Origin of the sequence: Moraxella catarrhalis (assembly GCF_001632285.1) — a bacterium.
GTDB lineage: Bacteria > Pseudomonadota > Gammaproteobacteria > Pseudomonadales > Moraxellaceae > Moraxella > Moraxella catarrhalis.
In genome coordinates this window covers 1-16,423 of record NZ_LWAH01000015.1, presented here as the reverse complement: position 1 = coordinate 16,423, position 16,423 = coordinate 1, and the positions used below count along the sequence as shown (strand labels likewise).

19 protein-coding genes and 4 tRNA genes are annotated in these 16,423 nt (G+C 40.4%); 14 read left to right on the top strand and 9 right to left on the bottom strand.

Going from position 1 to position 16,423, the window contains the following annotated elements; all coding sequences use genetic code 11:
* Positions 1 to 80 precede the first annotated feature (80 nt).
* The 4 genes from trxB to aroE form a co-directional block, all read right to left on the bottom strand.
* Positions 81 to 1,031, bottom strand: coding sequence for a thioredoxin-disulfide reductase (trxB, locus tag A4U55_RS06400; protein ID WP_003658728.1), 951 nt, complete (start codon positions 1,029 to 1,031; stop codon positions 81 to 83).
* 136 nt (positions 1,032 to 1,167) lie between these two features.
* Entirely contained in the window at positions 1,168 to 2,988 is a 1,821-nt protein-coding gene (locus A4U55_RS06395) for an acyl-CoA dehydrogenase C-terminal domain-containing protein (RefSeq protein WP_003656236.1), read from the bottom strand.
* Positions 2,989 to 3,217: 229 nt separating this feature from the next.
* Positions 3,218 to 3,361, bottom strand: a complete 144-nt coding sequence (locus tag A4U55_RS09050) for a hypothetical protein (protein WP_162839433.1) — start codon at positions 3,359 to 3,361, stop codon at positions 3,218 to 3,220.
* A 38-nt stretch (positions 3,362 to 3,399) separates the two neighbouring features.
* Positions 3,400 to 4,194 (bottom strand): shikimate dehydrogenase, encoded by a 795-nt coding sequence (aroE, locus tag A4U55_RS06390; protein WP_063454134.1) that lies wholly within the window; start codon positions 4,192 to 4,194, stop codon positions 3,400 to 3,402.
* A gap of 118 nt (positions 4,195 to 4,312) precedes the next feature.
* Here aroE and A4U55_RS06385 point away from each other — a divergent pair, with 118 nt between their 5' ends.
* From A4U55_RS06385 to A4U55_RS06345, 9 genes are all read left to right on the top strand, one after another.
* On the top strand, positions 4,313 to 4,915 hold the full coding sequence (locus A4U55_RS06385) for a hypothetical protein (RefSeq protein WP_003656248.1): 603 nt from the start codon (positions 4,313 to 4,315) through the stop codon (positions 4,913 to 4,915).
* Positions 4,916 to 5,746: an aminotransferase class IV gene (locus tag A4U55_RS06380; protein WP_003658733.1), complete on the top strand. Its 831-nt coding sequence runs from the start codon at positions 4,916 to 4,918 to the stop codon at positions 5,744 to 5,746.
* Between the two features lie 105 nt (positions 5,747 to 5,851).
* Positions 5,852 to 6,979 carry an endolytic transglycosylase MltG gene (gene mltG, locus A4U55_RS06375; protein WP_003661277.1) on the top strand — a complete coding sequence of 376 codons (1,128 nt, stop codon included), beginning with the start codon at positions 5,852 to 5,854 and terminating at the stop codon, positions 6,977 to 6,979.
* A 12-nt stretch (positions 6,980 to 6,991) separates the two neighbouring features.
* Positions 6,992 to 7,612: a dTMP kinase gene (gene tmk, locus A4U55_RS06370; RefSeq protein ID WP_003656256.1), complete on the top strand. Its 621-nt coding sequence runs from the start codon at positions 6,992 to 6,994 to the stop codon at positions 7,610 to 7,612.
* Between the two features lie 180 nt (positions 7,613 to 7,792).
* Positions 7,793 to 8,698, top strand: a complete 906-nt coding sequence (dapA, locus tag A4U55_RS06365; protein WP_003656259.1) for a 4-hydroxy-tetrahydrodipicolinate synthase — start codon at positions 7,793 to 7,795, stop codon at positions 8,696 to 8,698.
* Between the two features lie 72 nt (positions 8,699 to 8,770).
* Positions 8,771 to 9,043: a hypothetical protein gene (locus tag A4U55_RS06360; RefSeq protein ID WP_003656261.1), complete on the top strand. Its 273-nt coding sequence runs from the start codon at positions 8,771 to 8,773 to the stop codon at positions 9,041 to 9,043.
* A gap of 53 nt (positions 9,044 to 9,096) precedes the next feature.
* Complete coding sequence (gene purC / locus A4U55_RS06355) at positions 9,097 to 9,807, top strand: phosphoribosylaminoimidazolesuccinocarboxamide synthase (protein WP_063454133.1); 711 nt, start codon at positions 9,097 to 9,099, stop codon at positions 9,805 to 9,807.
* A 39-nt stretch (positions 9,808 to 9,846) separates the two neighbouring features.
* Positions 9,847 to 10,167, top strand: a complete 321-nt coding sequence (locus tag A4U55_RS06350; protein ID WP_063454132.1) for a hypothetical protein — start codon at positions 9,847 to 9,849, stop codon at positions 10,165 to 10,167.
* 353 nt (positions 10,168 to 10,520) lie between these two features.
* The gene (locus tag A4U55_RS06345) at positions 10,521 to 12,032 is read left to right on the top strand and encodes an anthranilate synthase component I family protein (RefSeq protein WP_003658739.1); all 1,512 of its coding nucleotides are present in this window, start codon (positions 10,521 to 10,523) and stop codon (positions 12,030 to 12,032) included.
* 52 nt (positions 12,033 to 12,084) lie between these two features.
* Here the strand turns inward: A4U55_RS06345 and A4U55_RS06340 are convergent, their stop codons facing one another.
* Genes A4U55_RS06340 through A4U55_RS06320 form a run of 5 tightly spaced genes read right to left on the bottom strand, consistent with a single transcriptional unit; the run spans position 12,085 to position 15,154 of the window.
* Positions 12,085 to 12,564, bottom strand: a complete 480-nt coding sequence (locus A4U55_RS06340) for a hypothetical protein (protein WP_003656268.1) — start codon at positions 12,562 to 12,564, stop codon at positions 12,085 to 12,087.
* On the bottom strand, positions 12,564 to 12,971 hold the full coding sequence (locus A4U55_RS06335; protein ID WP_003658741.1) for a hypothetical protein: 408 nt from the start codon (positions 12,969 to 12,971) through the stop codon (positions 12,564 to 12,566). Before A4U55_RS06335 ends, A4U55_RS06340 begins: the two co-directional genes overlap by 1 nt.
* A gap of 1 nt (position 12,972) precedes the next feature.
* On the bottom strand, positions 12,973 to 13,332 hold the full coding sequence (locus tag A4U55_RS06330; protein ID WP_063454131.1) for a hypothetical protein: 360 nt from the start codon (positions 13,330 to 13,332) through the stop codon (positions 12,973 to 12,975).
* Positions 13,329 to 14,261 carry an ATP-binding protein gene (locus A4U55_RS06325; protein WP_003656272.1) on the bottom strand — a complete coding sequence of 311 codons (933 nt, stop codon included), beginning with the start codon at positions 14,259 to 14,261 and terminating at the stop codon, positions 13,329 to 13,331. Before A4U55_RS06325 ends, A4U55_RS06330 begins: the two co-directional genes overlap by 4 nt.
* Positions 14,262 to 14,263: 2 nt before the next feature.
* Positions 14,264 to 15,154 (bottom strand): helix-turn-helix transcriptional regulator, encoded by an 891-nt coding sequence (locus A4U55_RS06320; protein ID WP_003658746.1) that lies wholly within the window; start codon positions 15,152 to 15,154, stop codon positions 14,264 to 14,266.
* Between the two features lie 100 nt (positions 15,155 to 15,254).
* On the opposite strand from A4U55_RS06320, the gene A4U55_RS06315 reads away from it, so the two are divergent.
* The 5 genes from A4U55_RS06315 to A4U55_RS06295 all read left to right on the top strand — a co-directional run bounded on the left by A4U55_RS06315 (position 15,255) and on the right by A4U55_RS06295 (position 16,146).
* Positions 15,255 to 15,512: a helix-turn-helix domain-containing protein gene (locus A4U55_RS06315; RefSeq protein ID WP_003656274.1), complete on the top strand. Its 258-nt coding sequence runs from the start codon at positions 15,255 to 15,257 to the stop codon at positions 15,510 to 15,512.
* A gap of 206 nt (positions 15,513 to 15,718) precedes the next feature.
* Positions 15,719 to 15,794, top strand: a tRNA-Thr gene (locus tag A4U55_RS06310).
* 81 nt (positions 15,795 to 15,875) lie between these two features.
* Positions 15,876 to 15,959: transfer RNA gene (locus A4U55_RS06305), tRNA-Tyr, on the top strand.
* A gap of 26 nt (positions 15,960 to 15,985) precedes the next feature.
* Positions 15,986 to 16,059: transfer RNA gene (locus A4U55_RS06300), tRNA-Gly, on the top strand.
* 12 nt (positions 16,060 to 16,071) lie between these two features.
* Positions 16,072 to 16,146: transfer RNA gene (locus tag A4U55_RS06295), tRNA-Thr, on the top strand.
* The last annotated feature ends 277 nt before the right edge of the window (positions 16,147 to 16,423 follow it).

Here is a 16,423-nt window from a genome sequence, read left to right as displayed (position 1 = left end):
AGGGTTTGGTTTTTTGTTGGACAAAGGGTGTAAAAAAATGTGCTGGATTGACCAACACATTTGTATTTTAACTTGAAAGGCTAGATAGTAAGTGAATCTAAATACTTTTCGGCATCAAGTGCAGCCATACAGCCAGTACCTGCCGAAGTGATGGCTTGTCGATAGGTGTGATCAGCAACATCACCAGCGGCAAAAACACCATTGATATTGGTTGCTGTTGCATTGCCGTTTAATCCGCTGTTGACAACGATATATCCATCTTGCATATTTAATTGACCATCAAATAACTTGGTATTTGGTTTATGACCAATGGCAACAAACAGACCCATAATATCTAACTGTTTGATTGAGCCATCTTGAGTGGACTCAATCATAACCCCCGTTACGCCCATGTCATCACCAACGACTTCTTTGATTTGATGATTCCATTCGATTTTAATATTACCATCTTTAACTTTTTCAAATAACTGGTCTTGTAGTATTTTTTCGGCACGCAAAGTATCTCGGCGGTGTATCAAAGTAACCTCGCTGGCAATATTTGATAAATATAAAGCCTCTTCAACAGCGGTATTACCACCACCGACAACAGCGACTTTTTGATTTTTATAAAAAAAGCCATCACAAGTTGCACATGCTGAAACACCTTGACCCATGAACTTTTGTTCAGATTCAAGCCCTAGGTACTGTGCGGTTGCACCTGTAGCAATAATAAGGGCATCGCAGGTATAGACACCTTTATCGCCCACTAGCGTAAAAGGGCGATTGTGTAAATCAACTTGGGTAATACTGTCATAAATAAGCTTGGTGCCAAAGCGTTCGGCATGGGATTTCATTCGCTCCATCAAACCGTTACCCGTCAGACCATGTGCATCACCTGGCCAGTTATCAACTTCGGTGGTGGTGGTTAGCTGTCCACCAACTTGTAAGCCTGTAATAATGACGGGGTTTAGATTAGCTCGGGCGGCATAAACGGCTGCAGAATATCCTGCAGGACCTGAGCCAAGAATGATAAGGCGATGGTGCTGTGACATAGAGGCACTCCTAATTTAAGTAATTGATTTGTGCCTTAGTATATAAGACCGATTAAAATAATTGCAAGTAAAAAGCCCAAATCAAGCTGTTTTGGGCTTTTTACTTAAAAGATAGTTGCTTTAGATAAAGCAAACATTAGTCTAAAAATGCAAAATGATCAATATCCATCTGCATCATGGTTTCACTTGGCACGGTCATGCTCTCAGCATGGGCTGAACTGCGTGGTAGAATTTTTTCAAAGTAGAATTCAGCCGTTTGAGTTTTAGCAATATAAAATTCTTTGGGCTGTTCTCCGCCGTTTTTGATTTTATCAAATGAAACGGCTGCCATGCGTGCCCAATGATATGCCATCATCACATAGCCTGAATACATCAAAAAGTCATCAGAAGCTGCCGAAACAATATCACGGTCTTTACGAGCAGTCAGCAACAAGCGAGCAGTCAGCATATTCCATTCAGCACACAGTTTGGTCAGTACCCAAACATATTTTCGCATTTCTTTGTCAAGTGCATATTCACCACACCATTTCATAATGCCAGCGGTATAATCTCGTATGGCTTTACCACCACCATGTAATAATACCTTGCGACCTAATAAATCAAGTGCCTGTACGCCTGTCGTACCTTCATACAGTGTTGCAATGCGGGCATCACGAGCGATGAGTTCCATGCCTGATTCTTTGATATAGCCGTGTCCGCCATAGATTTGTTGACCATGCTTGGCAGCTTCAATACCAAGTTCAGTTAAAAACCCTTTTAGGATGGGTGTAAAAAACCCCATTTTATCATCCCACTTTTTGATGGCGGTCTCATCGCCTTTAGCAACCGCTTCTGCCAACTTATCTGCATATCGTGCGGTATGATAAATCATGGAGCGAGCACCTTCGGCAAACGCTTTTTGGGTAAGTAGCATACGGCGAACATCAGCATGATGAATGATGGCATCAGCTGGTTGATTTGGCTCTTTGACACCTGATAAAGCACGCATTGAGCGACGCTCTTTGGCATAGGGTAGGGAGTTTTGAAATGACAGCTCTATATGTGCCAGACCTTGGATACCTGTACCAATACGAGCAGTATTCATATAAGTGAACATGGCTTTAAGCCCTTTATTTGCTTCGCCAATCAAAAATCCAGTCGCACCATCAAAGTTGATAACACAAGTAGCAGAAGATGTGATACCCATTTTGTGTTCAATAGACCCGCAGGCAACAGCATTTCTCTTATCCGCTTCACCGTCAGCATTTGGTAGGAATTTGGGTACGATAAACAATGAAATACCTTTAGTGCCTGCAGGTGCATCAGGCAGTCTTGCTAAAACGATATGAACAATATTCTCGGTCAAATCATGCTCGCCTGCAGAAATGAAAATTTTACTGCCTGTGATTGCATAACTGCCATCTGCATTTGGTACCGCACGAGTTTTCATCTGATTTAAATCAGTACCACACTGTGCTTCTGTCAAACACATGGTACCAGACCACTCACCTGAGATAAGTTTTGGCAGATAAACGGATTTTTGTTCATCATCACCATATTGCAAGATGGTATTGATAGAACCTGTCGTTAAACCAGGATACATTGCCCATGGCCAGTTGGCAGTACCCATCATTTCTGATTTAATCAGATTTAAAGACATAGGTAGGTTCATGCCACCAAATTTTTCTGGGTAGCTGATTGCTTGCCAGCCACCTTCAACAAATTGCTGATAAGCTTCTTTAAAGCCAGTTGGTGTCGTCACCTCTCCATCTTTAAAAGTACAGCCTTCGGCATCGGCAGGCTGATATAGCGGTGCTAAGATATTTTCAGCAAAATCTGCAAAGCCTTCTAGGATCATATCCACCGACTCAGGATCTGCGGCAGCACCATTATCCAGTGTTTTATAATGTGCTTGATAGTCAAGCATCTCATTTATTAAAAATTTAATATCACGCAAAGGGGCTTTGTAAGTTAACATGAAATATCCTTTTATGTTCGATTTATCGGGCGTGTGAGTACTCAAAAACCACTTGAGATGCTTTTACTATACAGAGATTTTAATGTTTATTAAAGGGCTAAAATGATATATATAACTTATTTTCATAATAAATAGTATTTATTATAATTATTTTTAATTAGAATATAAAAATATGATGCCAAATCAGCCATAACTGCCCATAAGTCATGCAATGAGTTTTTGGTTTATCTCATAATTTACAAGCTCCACCTTCACAACCTTCATCATTGATGCTATCAATGCCGCCTTCAACCGCTATGCCATCAAAGTCATCAAATAGGTCATCTAAATCATCAAATAGCTCATCGGCTTGGGTTTGAAGTTGTTCGGTCATATTATTTCTCCAATCAAAGTAAAATTAAAACGGTAAAATCAAAATTGCACTTGGGATAAGTCGATTGTTTTGCCTGTCCATTGTTCAAAAGACAGTTTTGCTTGCTGGATTAGCATACCAAAACCATCAGAGATATCAGCACCTTGTTGTTTAAAATGTGTTAAAAATGCCGATGGTTTGCCATACATCATGTCATAGGCAAAACTTGCCGAGCAGCCGCCCAAATCAAGTATTTGTCCTGTTGTTGTGGCAGAAGTGGCATTAATAATCACATCAAATTCTCCACCAGTCTTTAGCTCATCAAGTGAATGAGCGCTGAGTTTATCGGACTGAAATTCATTCACCAAATTTATTGCTTTTAAGGAAGTGCGATTAAAAATACTGATGTGTGCACCCGCCTCTAGTAGTGGTAAAATGACGCCCCGTGCCGCACCACCTGCACCGATAAGGGCAATTTTTTTATTATCCAGCTCGATTGCCTGTGCGTACAAATCTGCAACCAACCCACGACCGTCAGTGTTATCACCATACAGACCTTGTTGGTCTTGTAAAATGGTATTTACCGCACCTGCAGCAAGGGCATGCATACTTAGGCGTCCGTTTGATTTAATCATATCAAATGCCATTTCTTTAAAGGGCAGGGTAATATTTGCTCCCACACCGCCCCCAGCAAAAAAAGCAGACACAACGGCGGTAAAGCTGTCTGCATCATTGGGACAATATTGTTTTTGATAGCTCACAGGCAGCCCGACACTGCGTGCAAAGGCGGTATGGATTTGTGGACTTTTTGAGTGATCGATAGGATTACCAATAACGATAAAATGTTGCATCATTTGGATTTTTGGTCGACTAAAATGGTTAAAGGCTAATTTTATCAAAATTCGTTGCTAATGGGGTGGAGTCTATGGGCTTTTATGTTAAAATTAGTAAAATTTTATTGATGGCAATATCATGACAAGCGACCAATCTACGAACAACGCCAACATCTTCTTCAAAAAAATTCGTAAAACTTGGCTGATCTGGGCAATCATCTTGGCGGTGTTTGTGATATTGTTTTTAACTTTTCGCCCCATGACCAAAGATGACGCATTGGTCAAAGATGATGGCGAAGTTAAGGTATATCAGCCTGTGGTGTATGATACTGCCACATGGCAAAAAGCCACCAAGACAAGCAATGAGATTGAATCACTAAAAGCACAGCTTGGCAGCACTGCAACAACAGAAGAGGCGCTTGATTTTTATGGTAGGCGTGCGACTCGTTATCGCTTTAGTACGCCGTATGAGCCACCGTTTTATCTCATTGAGTCAGAGAATTTCTTGGAGGTGGTTTGGTATTATGCTGCGTCCACTGACGATGAGGCAACCAAAGCACAGTCTTTAGATTTTGCCAAGCGTGCTTATCGTATGATGAGCATGCTTGACCAAAATACAGGCACACATGTCGTGCATCAAATACTTCAAGGTATCGCTATGGGATCTCAGCGTGTTGGTATGCTGAATCTTGAGCAGGCAGATTGTCAAGATTACCGTTGCCAAATTATCTTGCATAAATAAATGGCTATGGCAAAGTTTTATCAGTATTTCAATCGCACCTTGGTGGCATCAGATGATCGTATGGATGATCGAGCATTTGCTTTTGGTGATGGATTTTTTAGCACCATCGGCGTACGCCAAGGTCAGATACTTTTTGCTCAACTGCATCACATCAGAATCACGCATGGCTTAACTATTTTTAAGCTTAATTTGGATGTTGATGAGATGATGACTTGCTTAAGTAAGCTTGCCCATCAAATGACAGAAGGCATCATAAAAATTATCATCACTCGACCAAGACAGAGCATGCGTGGCTATGGTTTTTTGTCAGTACAGCCCGCCCAAGTGTTGATTAAAGTGATGCCATTAGCCATTTATCAAGGCGTATCGTTTATCAAAGGTGTACCTATCCAGCCAACCATACCACGCCAAATGGTCTGCTTGACACACAAGCTATCTCATCGCCCACCACACTTAGCAGGAATTAAGCTGATTGGTGCAACAGAACAGATTTTTGCACACGCAGAGCTACTTTATCATCAGAGCATGGATGATGGCATTTTAGATGGTTTGGTTGGCAATGTGCATGGTGAATGGATTTGTGCGACGATGGGGAATGTGTTTTATCGTCTTGGGCAGAATTGGTACACGCCGTTGGTTGATAAATCAGGTGTTTTGGGGGTTATGCGATGTGCCGTTATTCAAAGTGGGCTGCTTGGTGATGTTAAAGAGCGTTTATTTACCAATGCAGATCTTGATTTCGTCAATGGCTTAATCACAACCAACGCAGTTCGTGGTATAACCGCCATGTCAATGCTTAATGGGCGTCAATTGACGCATCTTTTTGGTTAATTTATCCATCTATCATGAAGTGAATTTGTGACATGTGCTAAATTTATGGTCATTGGTCATAAATTTTTGCTACAATAAATAAAATATCTATGGCAATGACCGATTATGACAGCTTCCAAAAAACCACATCAAACACCAAAGCATAGGCGTTCATCAAGACACCTAAAAACCCAAGCGTCATCTAATTCGCCTTTTAGATCTGTACTTTTAATGATGGCTTTGGTTGCTACATTGGTCGTGCTTTTTGTTGTGTATCAGTCAATTTATGCAACGACTGGTCATTCAGAGCATATACTTACGGTGGATAAGGGCGAGACTTATCACAGTCTTTTGAGTAAAAAACCTTGGTCAGATGCATTTTTGAGTTCGGCGTTTGTAACCAAGGCATATGTGGCACTTGCCACAGATAAGTCGCTACAAGCTGGAAATTATCAAGTGCCAGCAGGTGCTAGCCTTGCTCAGATGATTCGTATTTTAAATAAGGGTGGGATGGCGACTGAATTTAGTTTGCGTATCATTGAGGGTAAGACGGTTAAAGAGTTGTATCATACGCTTAAGACGACCGATGGTGTGGTTTTGAAAGTTCTTACCCCGCCTGCAGATGGTTATAGTTGGACAGATGTAGCGCGTGATAATAAAGCGGTGGCACAAGCACTTGAGATTGAATCGCCCAATGGCAATTTGGAGGGTATGTTTGCACCAAATACTTACCAATTTTCACATGGCACAACTGATTTAGAAATTTTAAGACGCTTATATCAAGATCAGATAAAAATTTTGAATAAAGCTTGGGAATCTCGTGATGAAACTTTGCCTTATCAGACACCATATGACGCGCTGATCATGGCAAGCATCATCGAAAAAGAAACGGGCGTTAAACAAGAACGACAAATGGTTTCAGCGGTGTTTGTCAATCGTCTGCGTCAGGGCATGAGACTGCAAACAGATCCGACAATCATTTATGGAATGTTTGACCGTTATGATGGTAAGATTTATCGAAGTAATATTGCCGAAAAAACAGATTATAATACCTATCAAATTGATGGTCTGCCACCAACGCCCATCGCATTACCTTCGGCAGCTTCCATCAAAGCAGCCATGCACCCTGCTGATACCGATGTGATTTATTTTGTGGCAACAGGCAGTGGGGGGCATACTTTTAGCCGCACCTATCAAGAGCATCAAAAAGCTGTGGCAGAATATCGTGCTTTTATGCGTGATCGCAATCAATAAAAGGGTAAGTGCATGCAAGGGAAATTTATCAGTTTTGAGGGTACTGAGGGCGTGGGTAAAACCACGGCAATTGAAGCACTCATTACTCGTTTGGTGGATCGTGGCATACAAGTCGTACGCACACGAGAGCCAGGTGGTAGTGAGCTGGCCGAGCAGTTGCGTCAACTATTTTTAAATCCGAATGCCAATATGAATGCTGACACAGAGATTTTGCTGATGTTTGCTGCACGCAGTGATCATTTGCATCAGGTGATTTTACCTGCAATTAAATCGGGTAAATGGGTGGTCAGTGACCGCTTTTTTGATAGTACGGTGGCTTATCAGGGTTTTGGACGATATCATGGAAAACAAGCGGCATTGGCTAAGATTGAGCTTTTGATTGAGCAGTTTGTGCCCATTTATCCAGATGTAACACTTTGGCTTGATTTGGATGTGGTGATGGGTATGCAGCGTGCCGCCAAACGAAGTGCTGCTGATCGATTGGAAGCCAACGACATTGCTTTTTTTGAGCGTGTGTATCAAGGTTTGGCATATCAGCACAGCCAGCACTCCAATCGTATTCATCGCATTGATGCCAATGGCACTGTGGCAGAAGTGGCGGCACGGATAGATACCGCTTTGGGTCTTGATTGATTGTTTGATGATTGATTGCTTAAACCAGTCAAGCCTGCAATCGGCATATAAAATAACTGTAAAAATGTCATTTAAATGTGATAAACTACAAAAGATTATTCTGCTTTTTAAAATCAAAATCTTGGCTAAAGCAGGTTCAATCGTATTCATCATAACCAAAAGTACTTAGCAAGGTGTCTTATGACAGATGCGTATCAACAAATCAAATCAACATTAAAAGGTGTCATGACCGCTTTAGTGACTCCAATGAAGCCAGATGGTTCGGTGGACTATGATACGCTTGCTCAACTGATAGATTGGCAGATTGATGAAGGGGTTAATGCCTTGGTGGCGGTAGGTACCACAGGTGAGGCAGCAACACTTGCAATTGATGAGCATATTGATGTCATTCGCTTTTTTGTGAAGCAAGTTGCAGGACGCATTCCTGTGATTGCAGGAACAGGCGCAAACTCAACGCGTGAAGCCATTGATTTAACCATGGCCGCCAAAGCAGCTGGTGCTGATTTTGCTTTACTGGTCGTGCCTTATTATAATAAACCCACCCAAGAGGGCATGTATCAGCATTTTAAGGCGGTTGCCACAGCAGTTGATATACCACAGATAGTGTATAATGTTCCTGGGCGTACCGTGGTTGATATGTGTGAAGATACTGTCAGTCGTCTGGCAGATATTGATAACATTGTTGCCATCAAGGATGCGACAGGCAATCTTGAACGGGGCATCAGTCTAATTCGCCGAGTGGGTGAGCGTATGGTGGTATTATCAGGCGATGATCCAACAGCACTTGAGCTGATAAAATATGGCTCAAAAGGTGATATTTCTGTTACCTCTAATATTGCACCCAAGGCGATGAGTCAAGCGTTTGGATTGGCACTTGAAGGTCATTTTGAGGAAGCTTACCAAATTCATGATACTATTGTTCATCTACACCGTGATTTATTCATTGAGTCCAGCCCCCAGCCTGTCAAATATGCCTTACACAAAATGGGCAAAATTGGCACAGGCATTCGTTTACCTATGGTTTGGCTGGCTGAACATTATCACGAAACCATTGATAATTCACTCAAAAAAGCAGGGTTGATTTAGTTTGAGCCAATACTCGCTGACATACTGATAAATATGGGTAATGACCAAATACAAAATAAAAGTGGAAGGTTTATGAAATTTTTAAAAATAACGGCTGGTGTGTTAACGGCTAGCATGATGTTGACAGGCTGTACAACAACCAAAAATATTCTGTCAAAGCGTAATAATGGCAGTTTGGATTATCGCAATGAAAAAAAACTGGCGCCTATTCAGCTGCCAGCACAACAACCAGCTGCAGAATTTACACCTCTGTATCATACACCAAATTCGGTGAGCCAGTTGCCAGATTTTACGAATGAATCAGGCAAACAGTATCAACTGCCAAGACCACCGAGCGTTAGGTGATATCGCTTAAAGCTTTGGATGACTTCCTAATTTATCAATCAAATGAGATTACCATGCAAAAACAAGCACTACTTTATACTGGAAAAGCCAAATCAGTTTATGAAACTGACCATTCTGACTATTTGATTTTACATTTTCGTAATGATGCCAGTGCATTTAATGGCGAAAAAATGGAAAGTCTTGACCGAAAAGGTGTCGTTAATAATCGTTTTAATGCGTTTATCATGCAAAAACTTGCAGATGCAGGCATTGAAACGCACTTTGAAAAGCAGCTTTCTGATGATGAAGTTTTGGTAAAACGCCTGAAAATGATTCCTGTGGAAGCTGTTGTGCGTAACTATGCCGCAGGCGGTTTGATGAAGCGTTTGGGGTTATCTGAAGGTTTGCCATTATTACCACCAACTTATGAGCTATTTTATAAGGATGATGCCCTTGGTGATCCGATGTTGAGTGAGTCAACCGCCATTGCTTTGGGTTATGCCACTGCTGATGAGCTTGCCCAAATGCAAAGCCTGACTTTGAAAGTCAATGAAGTATTATCAAAATTATTTGATGAAGCTGATTTGATGTTGGTGGATTTTAAATTGGAGTTTGGGTTATTCCAAGGTCGTGTGGTGCTTGGCGATGAATTTTCGCCAGATGGCTGCCGCTTGTGGGATAAGCAAACCAAGAAAAAACTTGATAAAGATCGCTTCCGTCAAGGTTTGGGCGATGTGGTTGAGGGCTATGAAGAAGTTGCTCGCCGCATTGGTGTACCTTTGTAATTATTTACAGATTTTGAAGATAAAGCCATATATTTTCAGATGTATAAAATTGTTACCTATATCCCTGAGCCTGATTTAGAAACGGTAAAAACTGCGATGTTTGAAGCTGGTGCAGGTCATTTTGGTCCATATGAGCGTTGCAGCTGGCAGACCTTGGGCATCGGTCAGTTTTGCCCCTTGGAAGGTGCCAATCCAACGATTGGTAAAATCGGGCAGGTCAGTCAGGTTTCTGAATGGAAAGTGGAAATGATCGTGCCTGAAAATAAGCTGTATGAAGTTGTTGAAGCTTATAAGCATGCACATCCTTATGAAGTACCCGCTTATGAAGTCTATCAAACGGTAGATGTTGATAACGATTAAGCCTGCCAAGTTAAATTAGTTAGCCAATCCTTTCATAAGCCTTTGGAAATATTCAAAGGCTTATTGCTATGATACGGTTTACTCATCTCATTTAGGCTGATAGCATATCTTAAAAATGAGCAAACAATCGGATTGAAAGCATATAACAACAAGCCAAAGCGATGAAGTGGTAAAATAGCAACTTCAGAATAATCCAAAAAATGATAAAATCATGACATAGATTTTATTATTTTAATTAAATGAAAAATAAAAAATAATAAACTTTATCATAACAGCATGAATGAATTTTAGGTGTTTTGGGTCGGTCTTTTATGCTATGATAGACCAATTTTTATGAAAATTTTGGAAGTGTCATGTCAACTTTGCTGAGTCATCACGAGTATCTTCGCCTCAAAAGTCAGGGCTTTAGCCATGTACCCTTAATCAAAAAACGCCTTATGGATGATGCCACGCCTGTGTCGGTTTTTGCCAATATCAGACAACTCAATCCCAAGGCTTATCTATTTGAATCAGTGGTTGGCGGTGAGCGTTTTGCACGCTACTCGATGATTGGTCTGGGCAAGGGCGTATATTTTGAATACCAAGATGGCGTTATGCGTGTGGGGTCAGAGCTTGTCGGTACAGTATCAAGTACCAAGACCGATCAGCCATTTGATGAAATTCGACGCTTTATGGGACAATTTAACATACCCACCAAAGACGATGTGCCAAATTTACCAGTTTTTAGCGGTGGTTTGGTGGGGTATTTTGGCTATGATTTGATACGCACAATTGAACCGACAGTTGGGCATTCTGATACGCCCAATCCTTTGAATTTGCCTGATTTGTGGCTAATGCTTTCTACAGAAGTGGTGATATTTGATAATCTTGAGCATACGCTGTCTATTGTGGTTTATGCCAATTGTGATGTTGAAAATGGCTATGAAGATGCACTTGGTCGCTTAACGAATATTGAAAATATCCTAAATCAAAAGCCAGATTTGACCACCAAAGCGCATCCGATACCAAAATTTGTATCAGCCACAGGCCAGCAAAAGTTTTGTGATGATGTCCAAAAAATTAAAGAGTATATTTTGGCAGGTGATGTCATGCAAGTCGTGCCCGCCCAAAGATTATCAGCCAAGTCTGAAGCAGATGCACTGAGTGTGTATCGAGCGCTGCGTTATTTAAATCCATCGCCGTATCTATTTATGTTGCATGGTGAAACTTTTGGTACGACCAAATCACCGTTTGATATTATTGGTGCTTCCCCTGAGATTTTATCCCGCATCGAAAATGGTACAGTAACGGTCAGACCATTGGCGGGAACACGCCGCCGTGGCAGTGATATGGATGAGGATCTGGCGCTTGAGCATGAGTTGTTAAATGACCAAAAAGAGATCGCAGAACATCTGATGCTCATTGATCTTGGGCGTAATGATATTGGGCGTGTCTGTGAGATTGGTTCGGTTAAAGTGACAGATCAGATGTTCATTGAACGCTACTCGCAAGTGATGCATATCGCTAGTAATGTTGAGGGGCGTATACGCCAAGATGTCGATGCTTTAGATGTGTTTTGTGCGACCTTTCCAGCGGGTACTTTGTCTGGTGCGCCAAAAATCCGTGCCATGCAAATTATTGATGAAGTTGAGCCAGTGCGTCGCACCGTTTTTGGCGGGGCGATCGGATATCTTGGCTGGCATGGCAATATGGATACTGCCATCGCAATACGCACAGCGGTCATGAAAGATGGTCAAATCCATGTACAAGCTGGTGCGGGCGTGGTGGCAGATTCAGACCCTTTGGCTGAATGGGATGAAACCAACAAAAAAGCTTTAGCCCTTGTCAAAGCAGTAGAGATGGCGTGCAGAGGGCTTGAGATTTAGAGTCTGGCATAATTTCTATAAATTTAGGGTCGGTTAATTCCGACCCTAAATTTTAAATTTCAATATGTACAGTTTCTATAGGCTCTAAAAAGTTGCCTGATTGCGTTGACCGCCATAACTGACCTGGTAATTGCTCAATAATTTGATCATCTTCTACCAGTTTCACAATGGCTTGACTTAGTATTTCTTGATCGTATTTTATGGATTTTTCATCTAAAAAATTGGTAATATCTGTCAGGTCGCCCATCTCTTTAATGGTGAAGTACTTGGCAACTGCCCGATGAACTTTCTTTTCGTTAGTGTGACTCAAATAGCCTAAACAAAATAGCGTCAAAATAAATATAATCCATATGGGTATATCAAGTCCGATAATGCTAAATCCGTACTTTATTAACCAAGAGATTCCAAAAAGAACGGCAATACCGATAATAATAAGCCAGATTTTTTTGAAAAGTCCCCAAATGAATTTTAGTATTGCCAATATAGCACCAAGAACAAACAATCCGACAACAATAAAAATGATAATTTCCATCACCGATCCAAAGGTTTGTCGATATCAAATTTTAAAGATTGATGCTCTAATAATGATGCTTGAGCTTGGGGGTTTAGATATTCATCGACATTAAAAGTTTTGGATTGCTTTTTTTTATTAATCCATGAACCTTGCGTATTTTGAAAATAAAAATCAAAATCAATTTGCATGGTACCGGATTCCAAAAGATTTAAGATGGCATAACCTGCAACAAAGTTTAGACCTTCATCACGCTCAGTTTGCAAGATGAAATCATCCGCACCTTTGGAAAAGGATGAAACAAATTCAGCGGCCGAAGTTTGATTATGTTTAATCAATTTCGGTAATATATTTCTAGAAATGATTTCTTTGGCAGCTTGCTCTAAATCTTTTAAGTTATCATAGATTTTTGTTGAATCATTATTCATTTTACACCTCCAAATGTAATTCTGCTTGTACTTCATCTGTAATATCAACAGGTCCTCTGTTATTCTTAACCTTCCTGCGAATATCTTCTGGGATTTCATTTGCTGGCACATTGCGCGTCATGATGGTTTCCTGCCATTGTCCTCGTTTATTTTTTGAAAAAAACTTCTGTAGAGCTTTTGCGGTGGCATATAAGGCATTACCCGTTTGAAGATAAGTTTTAAAACCAACAATCATACTGGGTATTAGGTGGGTTTTTATGCGCTCAATACTGGCCTGGATAAAAGATTTGATCTCTTTCCAGAAAGCTGTAGCAACGAATACCCCAGCGATAAGCGCACCAGCGAGTAAAAAAGGAATCATATGGTTTCTCCATCATTTAATTGTGATTTAACATACTCTTCAGAAACAACTCTTGTTTGGAACTTGGTTTCTTTTCGAGAATTTTCGCTCTTACTTCTTTGAATAGCCTCAATCTTGTTTTGTAGATTCTCATGAGTGACCAAATCGCAACCTTCTGTCTTGGCTGAAAAAGCAGCTAATAAAATCGCATTTGAAATATCCGAACCGCTTAAGCCTTCTGACAGTTTGACAATGGTAGGTAAATCAATAGAATGAGGTAATTTATTTGGTATGTATTTATTAAATAGGTAGGTTCTAGTTTCTTCATCAGGAAGTGTGTATTCAATGTGTATTAAAATGCGCCGCATAAAGGCAGGATCATAGTTGCTAATAAAATTAGTGGCAAAAATGACCGTATCATTATAATCATTAAGCAAAGTTAGCATCACTGAACGTGTTTGATTCACACTGGTATCGGTTGCACTTGTCATATTAGTAACACGACGGCTTAAAATTGCATCAGCCTCATCAAAGAATAAGATTGCATCATTTTCTTTGGCGAATTCAAAAGCCGCTTGTATATTCTTAGGTGTTTCTCCAACATATTTTGATTCAATGTCACCATAGTTGATTAAGATTAATTTTTTACCTAGTGCATGGGCGATCGCATGGGCGGACATAGTCTTGCCTGTGCCAGGTTCACCGTATAAATTAATGATCATCTTATTATCAAACTTATGGGTTTCAGAAAACCCCCAATGCTCAAAAACTTCCGATTGATACTGACGCAGTCCTATGGTACGCTCTAGATCGGCTTTTGTTTTGATTGGCAAGACCAAATCATCCATTTTATAGAGAGCATCACTTAGTTCAAACGCAATCTTGGCTGATGACTTAGGTCTATTTTGGAATCTGTTCAGATCCGTGGTCTGATTCGTATTGATTGGCATGTTTAACACTCCGTTAAATAATTCAAGTATTTTTTGAGTTGATGGTTTAAATAATCCCGCCATTCAGCAGGCTCGATGATGGTTAAATGTGGTATCCATGAGCGAATCATTGGAAAAATCTGCTGCTTTTGATAGACACTGCATTGGATTAACAGCCCGCCATCCTCCAAACTCTTGATAATTTTTTGATTAGGCAAGATTTGTTTTTGTAAAAAATATCCCCGTGCATATTCATCTGTTTTGATGAGTACATTGGTAAGCTGATGACCGAACCAAATTCCTTGACCTTGATCAATCAATTGCCAGATCTCATCATCAGGCACAAAAGACTGTCCTTGCAAGACACTTAAGTTAAGAATTTTACTGAGCCTAAAAGTTTTGATTTCATTATTTTGAGTGCCGATCAAATACCAACAACCCCGATGATTGAGAAGCTTATAAGGATGAACAAGCCGAGTTTGGTTCTTATAATCCAAGCGAATGATCTGTTGTTCGGCAATGGCACTTTTGATCAGGGGGATGATGTCAAAAAATGGCTCAATATTTTCATACTCATAGCCGACGATCTGTAGCTGGCGAGTATTTTGCTTAAGCATATCACGCAAAAACTGGATATCCATATTTGGAATCAACCGATGCACGCCAATTAAGCGAATCAACTCACCAAATTCTTTTTCACTAAGATTAAATTGTTTGGACTTATCCAGATAAACCATTTTGGGCTTACGAACCAATGGTAAATAGCGCTCCATACGCAATAAATCACGCCGAATGGTTTTATCAGACACCTGATACTCTGCTGCCAGCTCATGTGTATCCAATTTTTCATGGCTGCTCAAACGCATAAAAATATCAGCAAATCTATCTGCAAGTCTTTCGTGTTTGTTATCCATTGTAAATTTCCTGTAAGAAAAATTTGCAGAACTCAGAAGATTTAGTAAAATATTGTACTCATTTTGAGTAAATTGGTCAATATAGTGTAAATAGATATTTATGACCAAAAGTATTCATTCTGATCAAATGATCGCCCTGCGCGCTTGGCTGAAAGCAGAACGACGAAATCAAAAGCTGTCCATGCGTGCCTTGGCTGCCAGAATGGATAGACCGCATTCGTTTGTACAGCGAGTAGAAGAGGGTGATCGCAGACTTGATGTGGTTGAATACATTTGGTACTGTGAAGCTTTGGGCATTAATCCTTCACTGGGTTTGCAAATCATACTTGAATGTAATAAGGTCAATATAACCGCTTAATGGGACAGGTTGTGTCCATTTGAATAAAATGATTCAATTTTTATGCGTTATTTTAATTATAAGTAACAATCGGATTATTTGAACATAAATAATTTATAAAAATCAATCAGTTATAAAAATTTTCAGTGATTTGAATTAAAATTTTAAAAAAAAGCTTGCACAATCTCAAAAATTTGTTATTATAAGCACCACTTAGGAAATATACCGCCGGCTTAGCTCAGTTGGTAGAGCAACTGACTTGTAATCAGTAGGTCGCCAGTTCGATTCCGGCAGCCGGCACCATTCCTAAGAATGCTTTCAGGTCAAGTCCATCTATTGGACTTAATCTTTTAACAGACCATTAAAAGGCATACCTGTTCACTCGGTGGGGTTGGGGAGCGGTCAAACCCAACAGACTGTAACTCTGTCGCGAAAGCTTCGAAGGTTCGAATCCTTCCCCCACCACCATATTCCCTACCTAGGTATACTACCCTGCGGGTGTAGTTTAGTGGTAGAACCTCAGCCTTCCAAGCTGATGGTGCGGGTTCGATTCCCGCCACCCGCTCCACATTATTAGTTTGCTCTTGTAGCTCAGGGGTAGAGCACTCCCTTGGTAAGGGAGAGGTCGCGAGTTCAATTCTCGCCAAGAGCTCCATATTTAGAATCCTTAGATATTTCTAAGGATTTTTTATTGGGAGTTTTTTGGGTGTTTACGATCATACAATTTGCTTAGTATTGTGACTAAGGCAAGACGCTGGTTTGATTATTTTATTGAGATGGCTTAATTGAGACATTATGATGAAATAAAAGAATTTAAATGTATTTCAATCAAAAATCTTATATGCTATAATGTGTCAGGATATGGTTTTGAATTTATTTATATATGTCAAAACCGTGGTGTTTAATTAACAATCGAGGAAACCATCATGGCA

What these genes read in the sequence shown, in the direction of transcription:
- trxB (WP_003658728.1), bottom strand. Translation starts at nt 1,031, where the DNA reads ATGTCACAGCACCATCGCCTTATCATTCTTGGCTCAGGTCCTGCAGGA.
- A4U55_RS06395 (WP_003656236.1), bottom strand. Translation starts at nt 2,988, where the DNA reads ATGTTAACTTACAAAGCCCCTTTGCGTGATATTAAATTTTTAATAAAT.
- A4U55_RS09050 (WP_162839433.1), bottom strand. Translation starts at nt 3,361, where the DNA reads ATGACCGAACAACTTCAAACCCAAGCCGATGAGCTATTTGATGATTTA.
- aroE (WP_063454134.1), bottom strand. Translation starts at nt 4,194, where the DNA reads ATGATGCAACATTTTATCGTTATTGGTAATCCTATCGATCACTCAAAA.
- A4U55_RS06385 (WP_003656248.1), top strand. Translation starts at nt 4,313, where the DNA reads ATGACAAGCGACCAATCTACGAACAACGCCAACATCTTCTTCAAAAAA.
- A4U55_RS06380 (WP_003658733.1), top strand. Translation starts at nt 4,916, where the DNA reads ATGGCTATGGCAAAGTTTTATCAGTATTTCAATCGCACCTTGGTGGCA.
- mltG (WP_003661277.1), top strand. Translation starts at nt 5,852, where the DNA reads ATGACAGCTTCCAAAAAACCACATCAAACACCAAAGCATAGGCGTTCA.
- tmk (WP_003656256.1), top strand. Translation starts at nt 6,992, where the DNA reads ATGCAAGGGAAATTTATCAGTTTTGAGGGTACTGAGGGCGTGGGTAAA.
- dapA (WP_003656259.1), top strand. Translation starts at nt 7,793, where the DNA reads ATGACAGATGCGTATCAACAAATCAAATCAACATTAAAAGGTGTCATG.
- A4U55_RS06360 (WP_003656261.1), top strand. Translation starts at nt 8,771, where the DNA reads ATGAAATTTTTAAAAATAACGGCTGGTGTGTTAACGGCTAGCATGATG.
- purC (WP_063454133.1), top strand. Translation starts at nt 9,097, where the DNA reads ATGCAAAAACAAGCACTACTTTATACTGGAAAAGCCAAATCAGTTTAT.
- A4U55_RS06350 (WP_063454132.1), top strand. Translation starts at nt 9,847, where the DNA reads ATGTATAAAATTGTTACCTATATCCCTGAGCCTGATTTAGAAACGGTA.
- A4U55_RS06345 (WP_003658739.1), top strand. Translation starts at nt 10,521, where the DNA reads ATGTCAACTTTGCTGAGTCATCACGAGTATCTTCGCCTCAAAAGTCAG.
- A4U55_RS06340 (WP_003656268.1), bottom strand. Translation starts at nt 12,564, where the DNA reads ATGGAAATTATCATTTTTATTGTTGTCGGATTGTTTGTTCTTGGTGCT.
- A4U55_RS06335 (WP_003658741.1), bottom strand. Translation starts at nt 12,971, where the DNA reads ATGAATAATGATTCAACAAAAATCTATGATAACTTAAAAGATTTAGAG.
- A4U55_RS06330 (WP_063454131.1), bottom strand. Translation starts at nt 13,332, where the DNA reads ATGATTCCTTTTTTACTCGCTGGTGCGCTTATCGCTGGGGTATTCGTT.
- A4U55_RS06325 (WP_003656272.1), bottom strand. Translation starts at nt 14,261, where the DNA reads ATGCCAATCAATACGAATCAGACCACGGATCTGAACAGATTCCAAAAT.
- A4U55_RS06320 (WP_003658746.1), bottom strand. Translation starts at nt 15,154, where the DNA reads ATGGATAACAAACACGAAAGACTTGCAGATAGATTTGCTGATATTTTT.
- A4U55_RS06315 (WP_003656274.1), top strand. Translation starts at nt 15,255, where the DNA reads ATGACCAAAAGTATTCATTCTGATCAAATGATCGCCCTGCGCGCTTGG.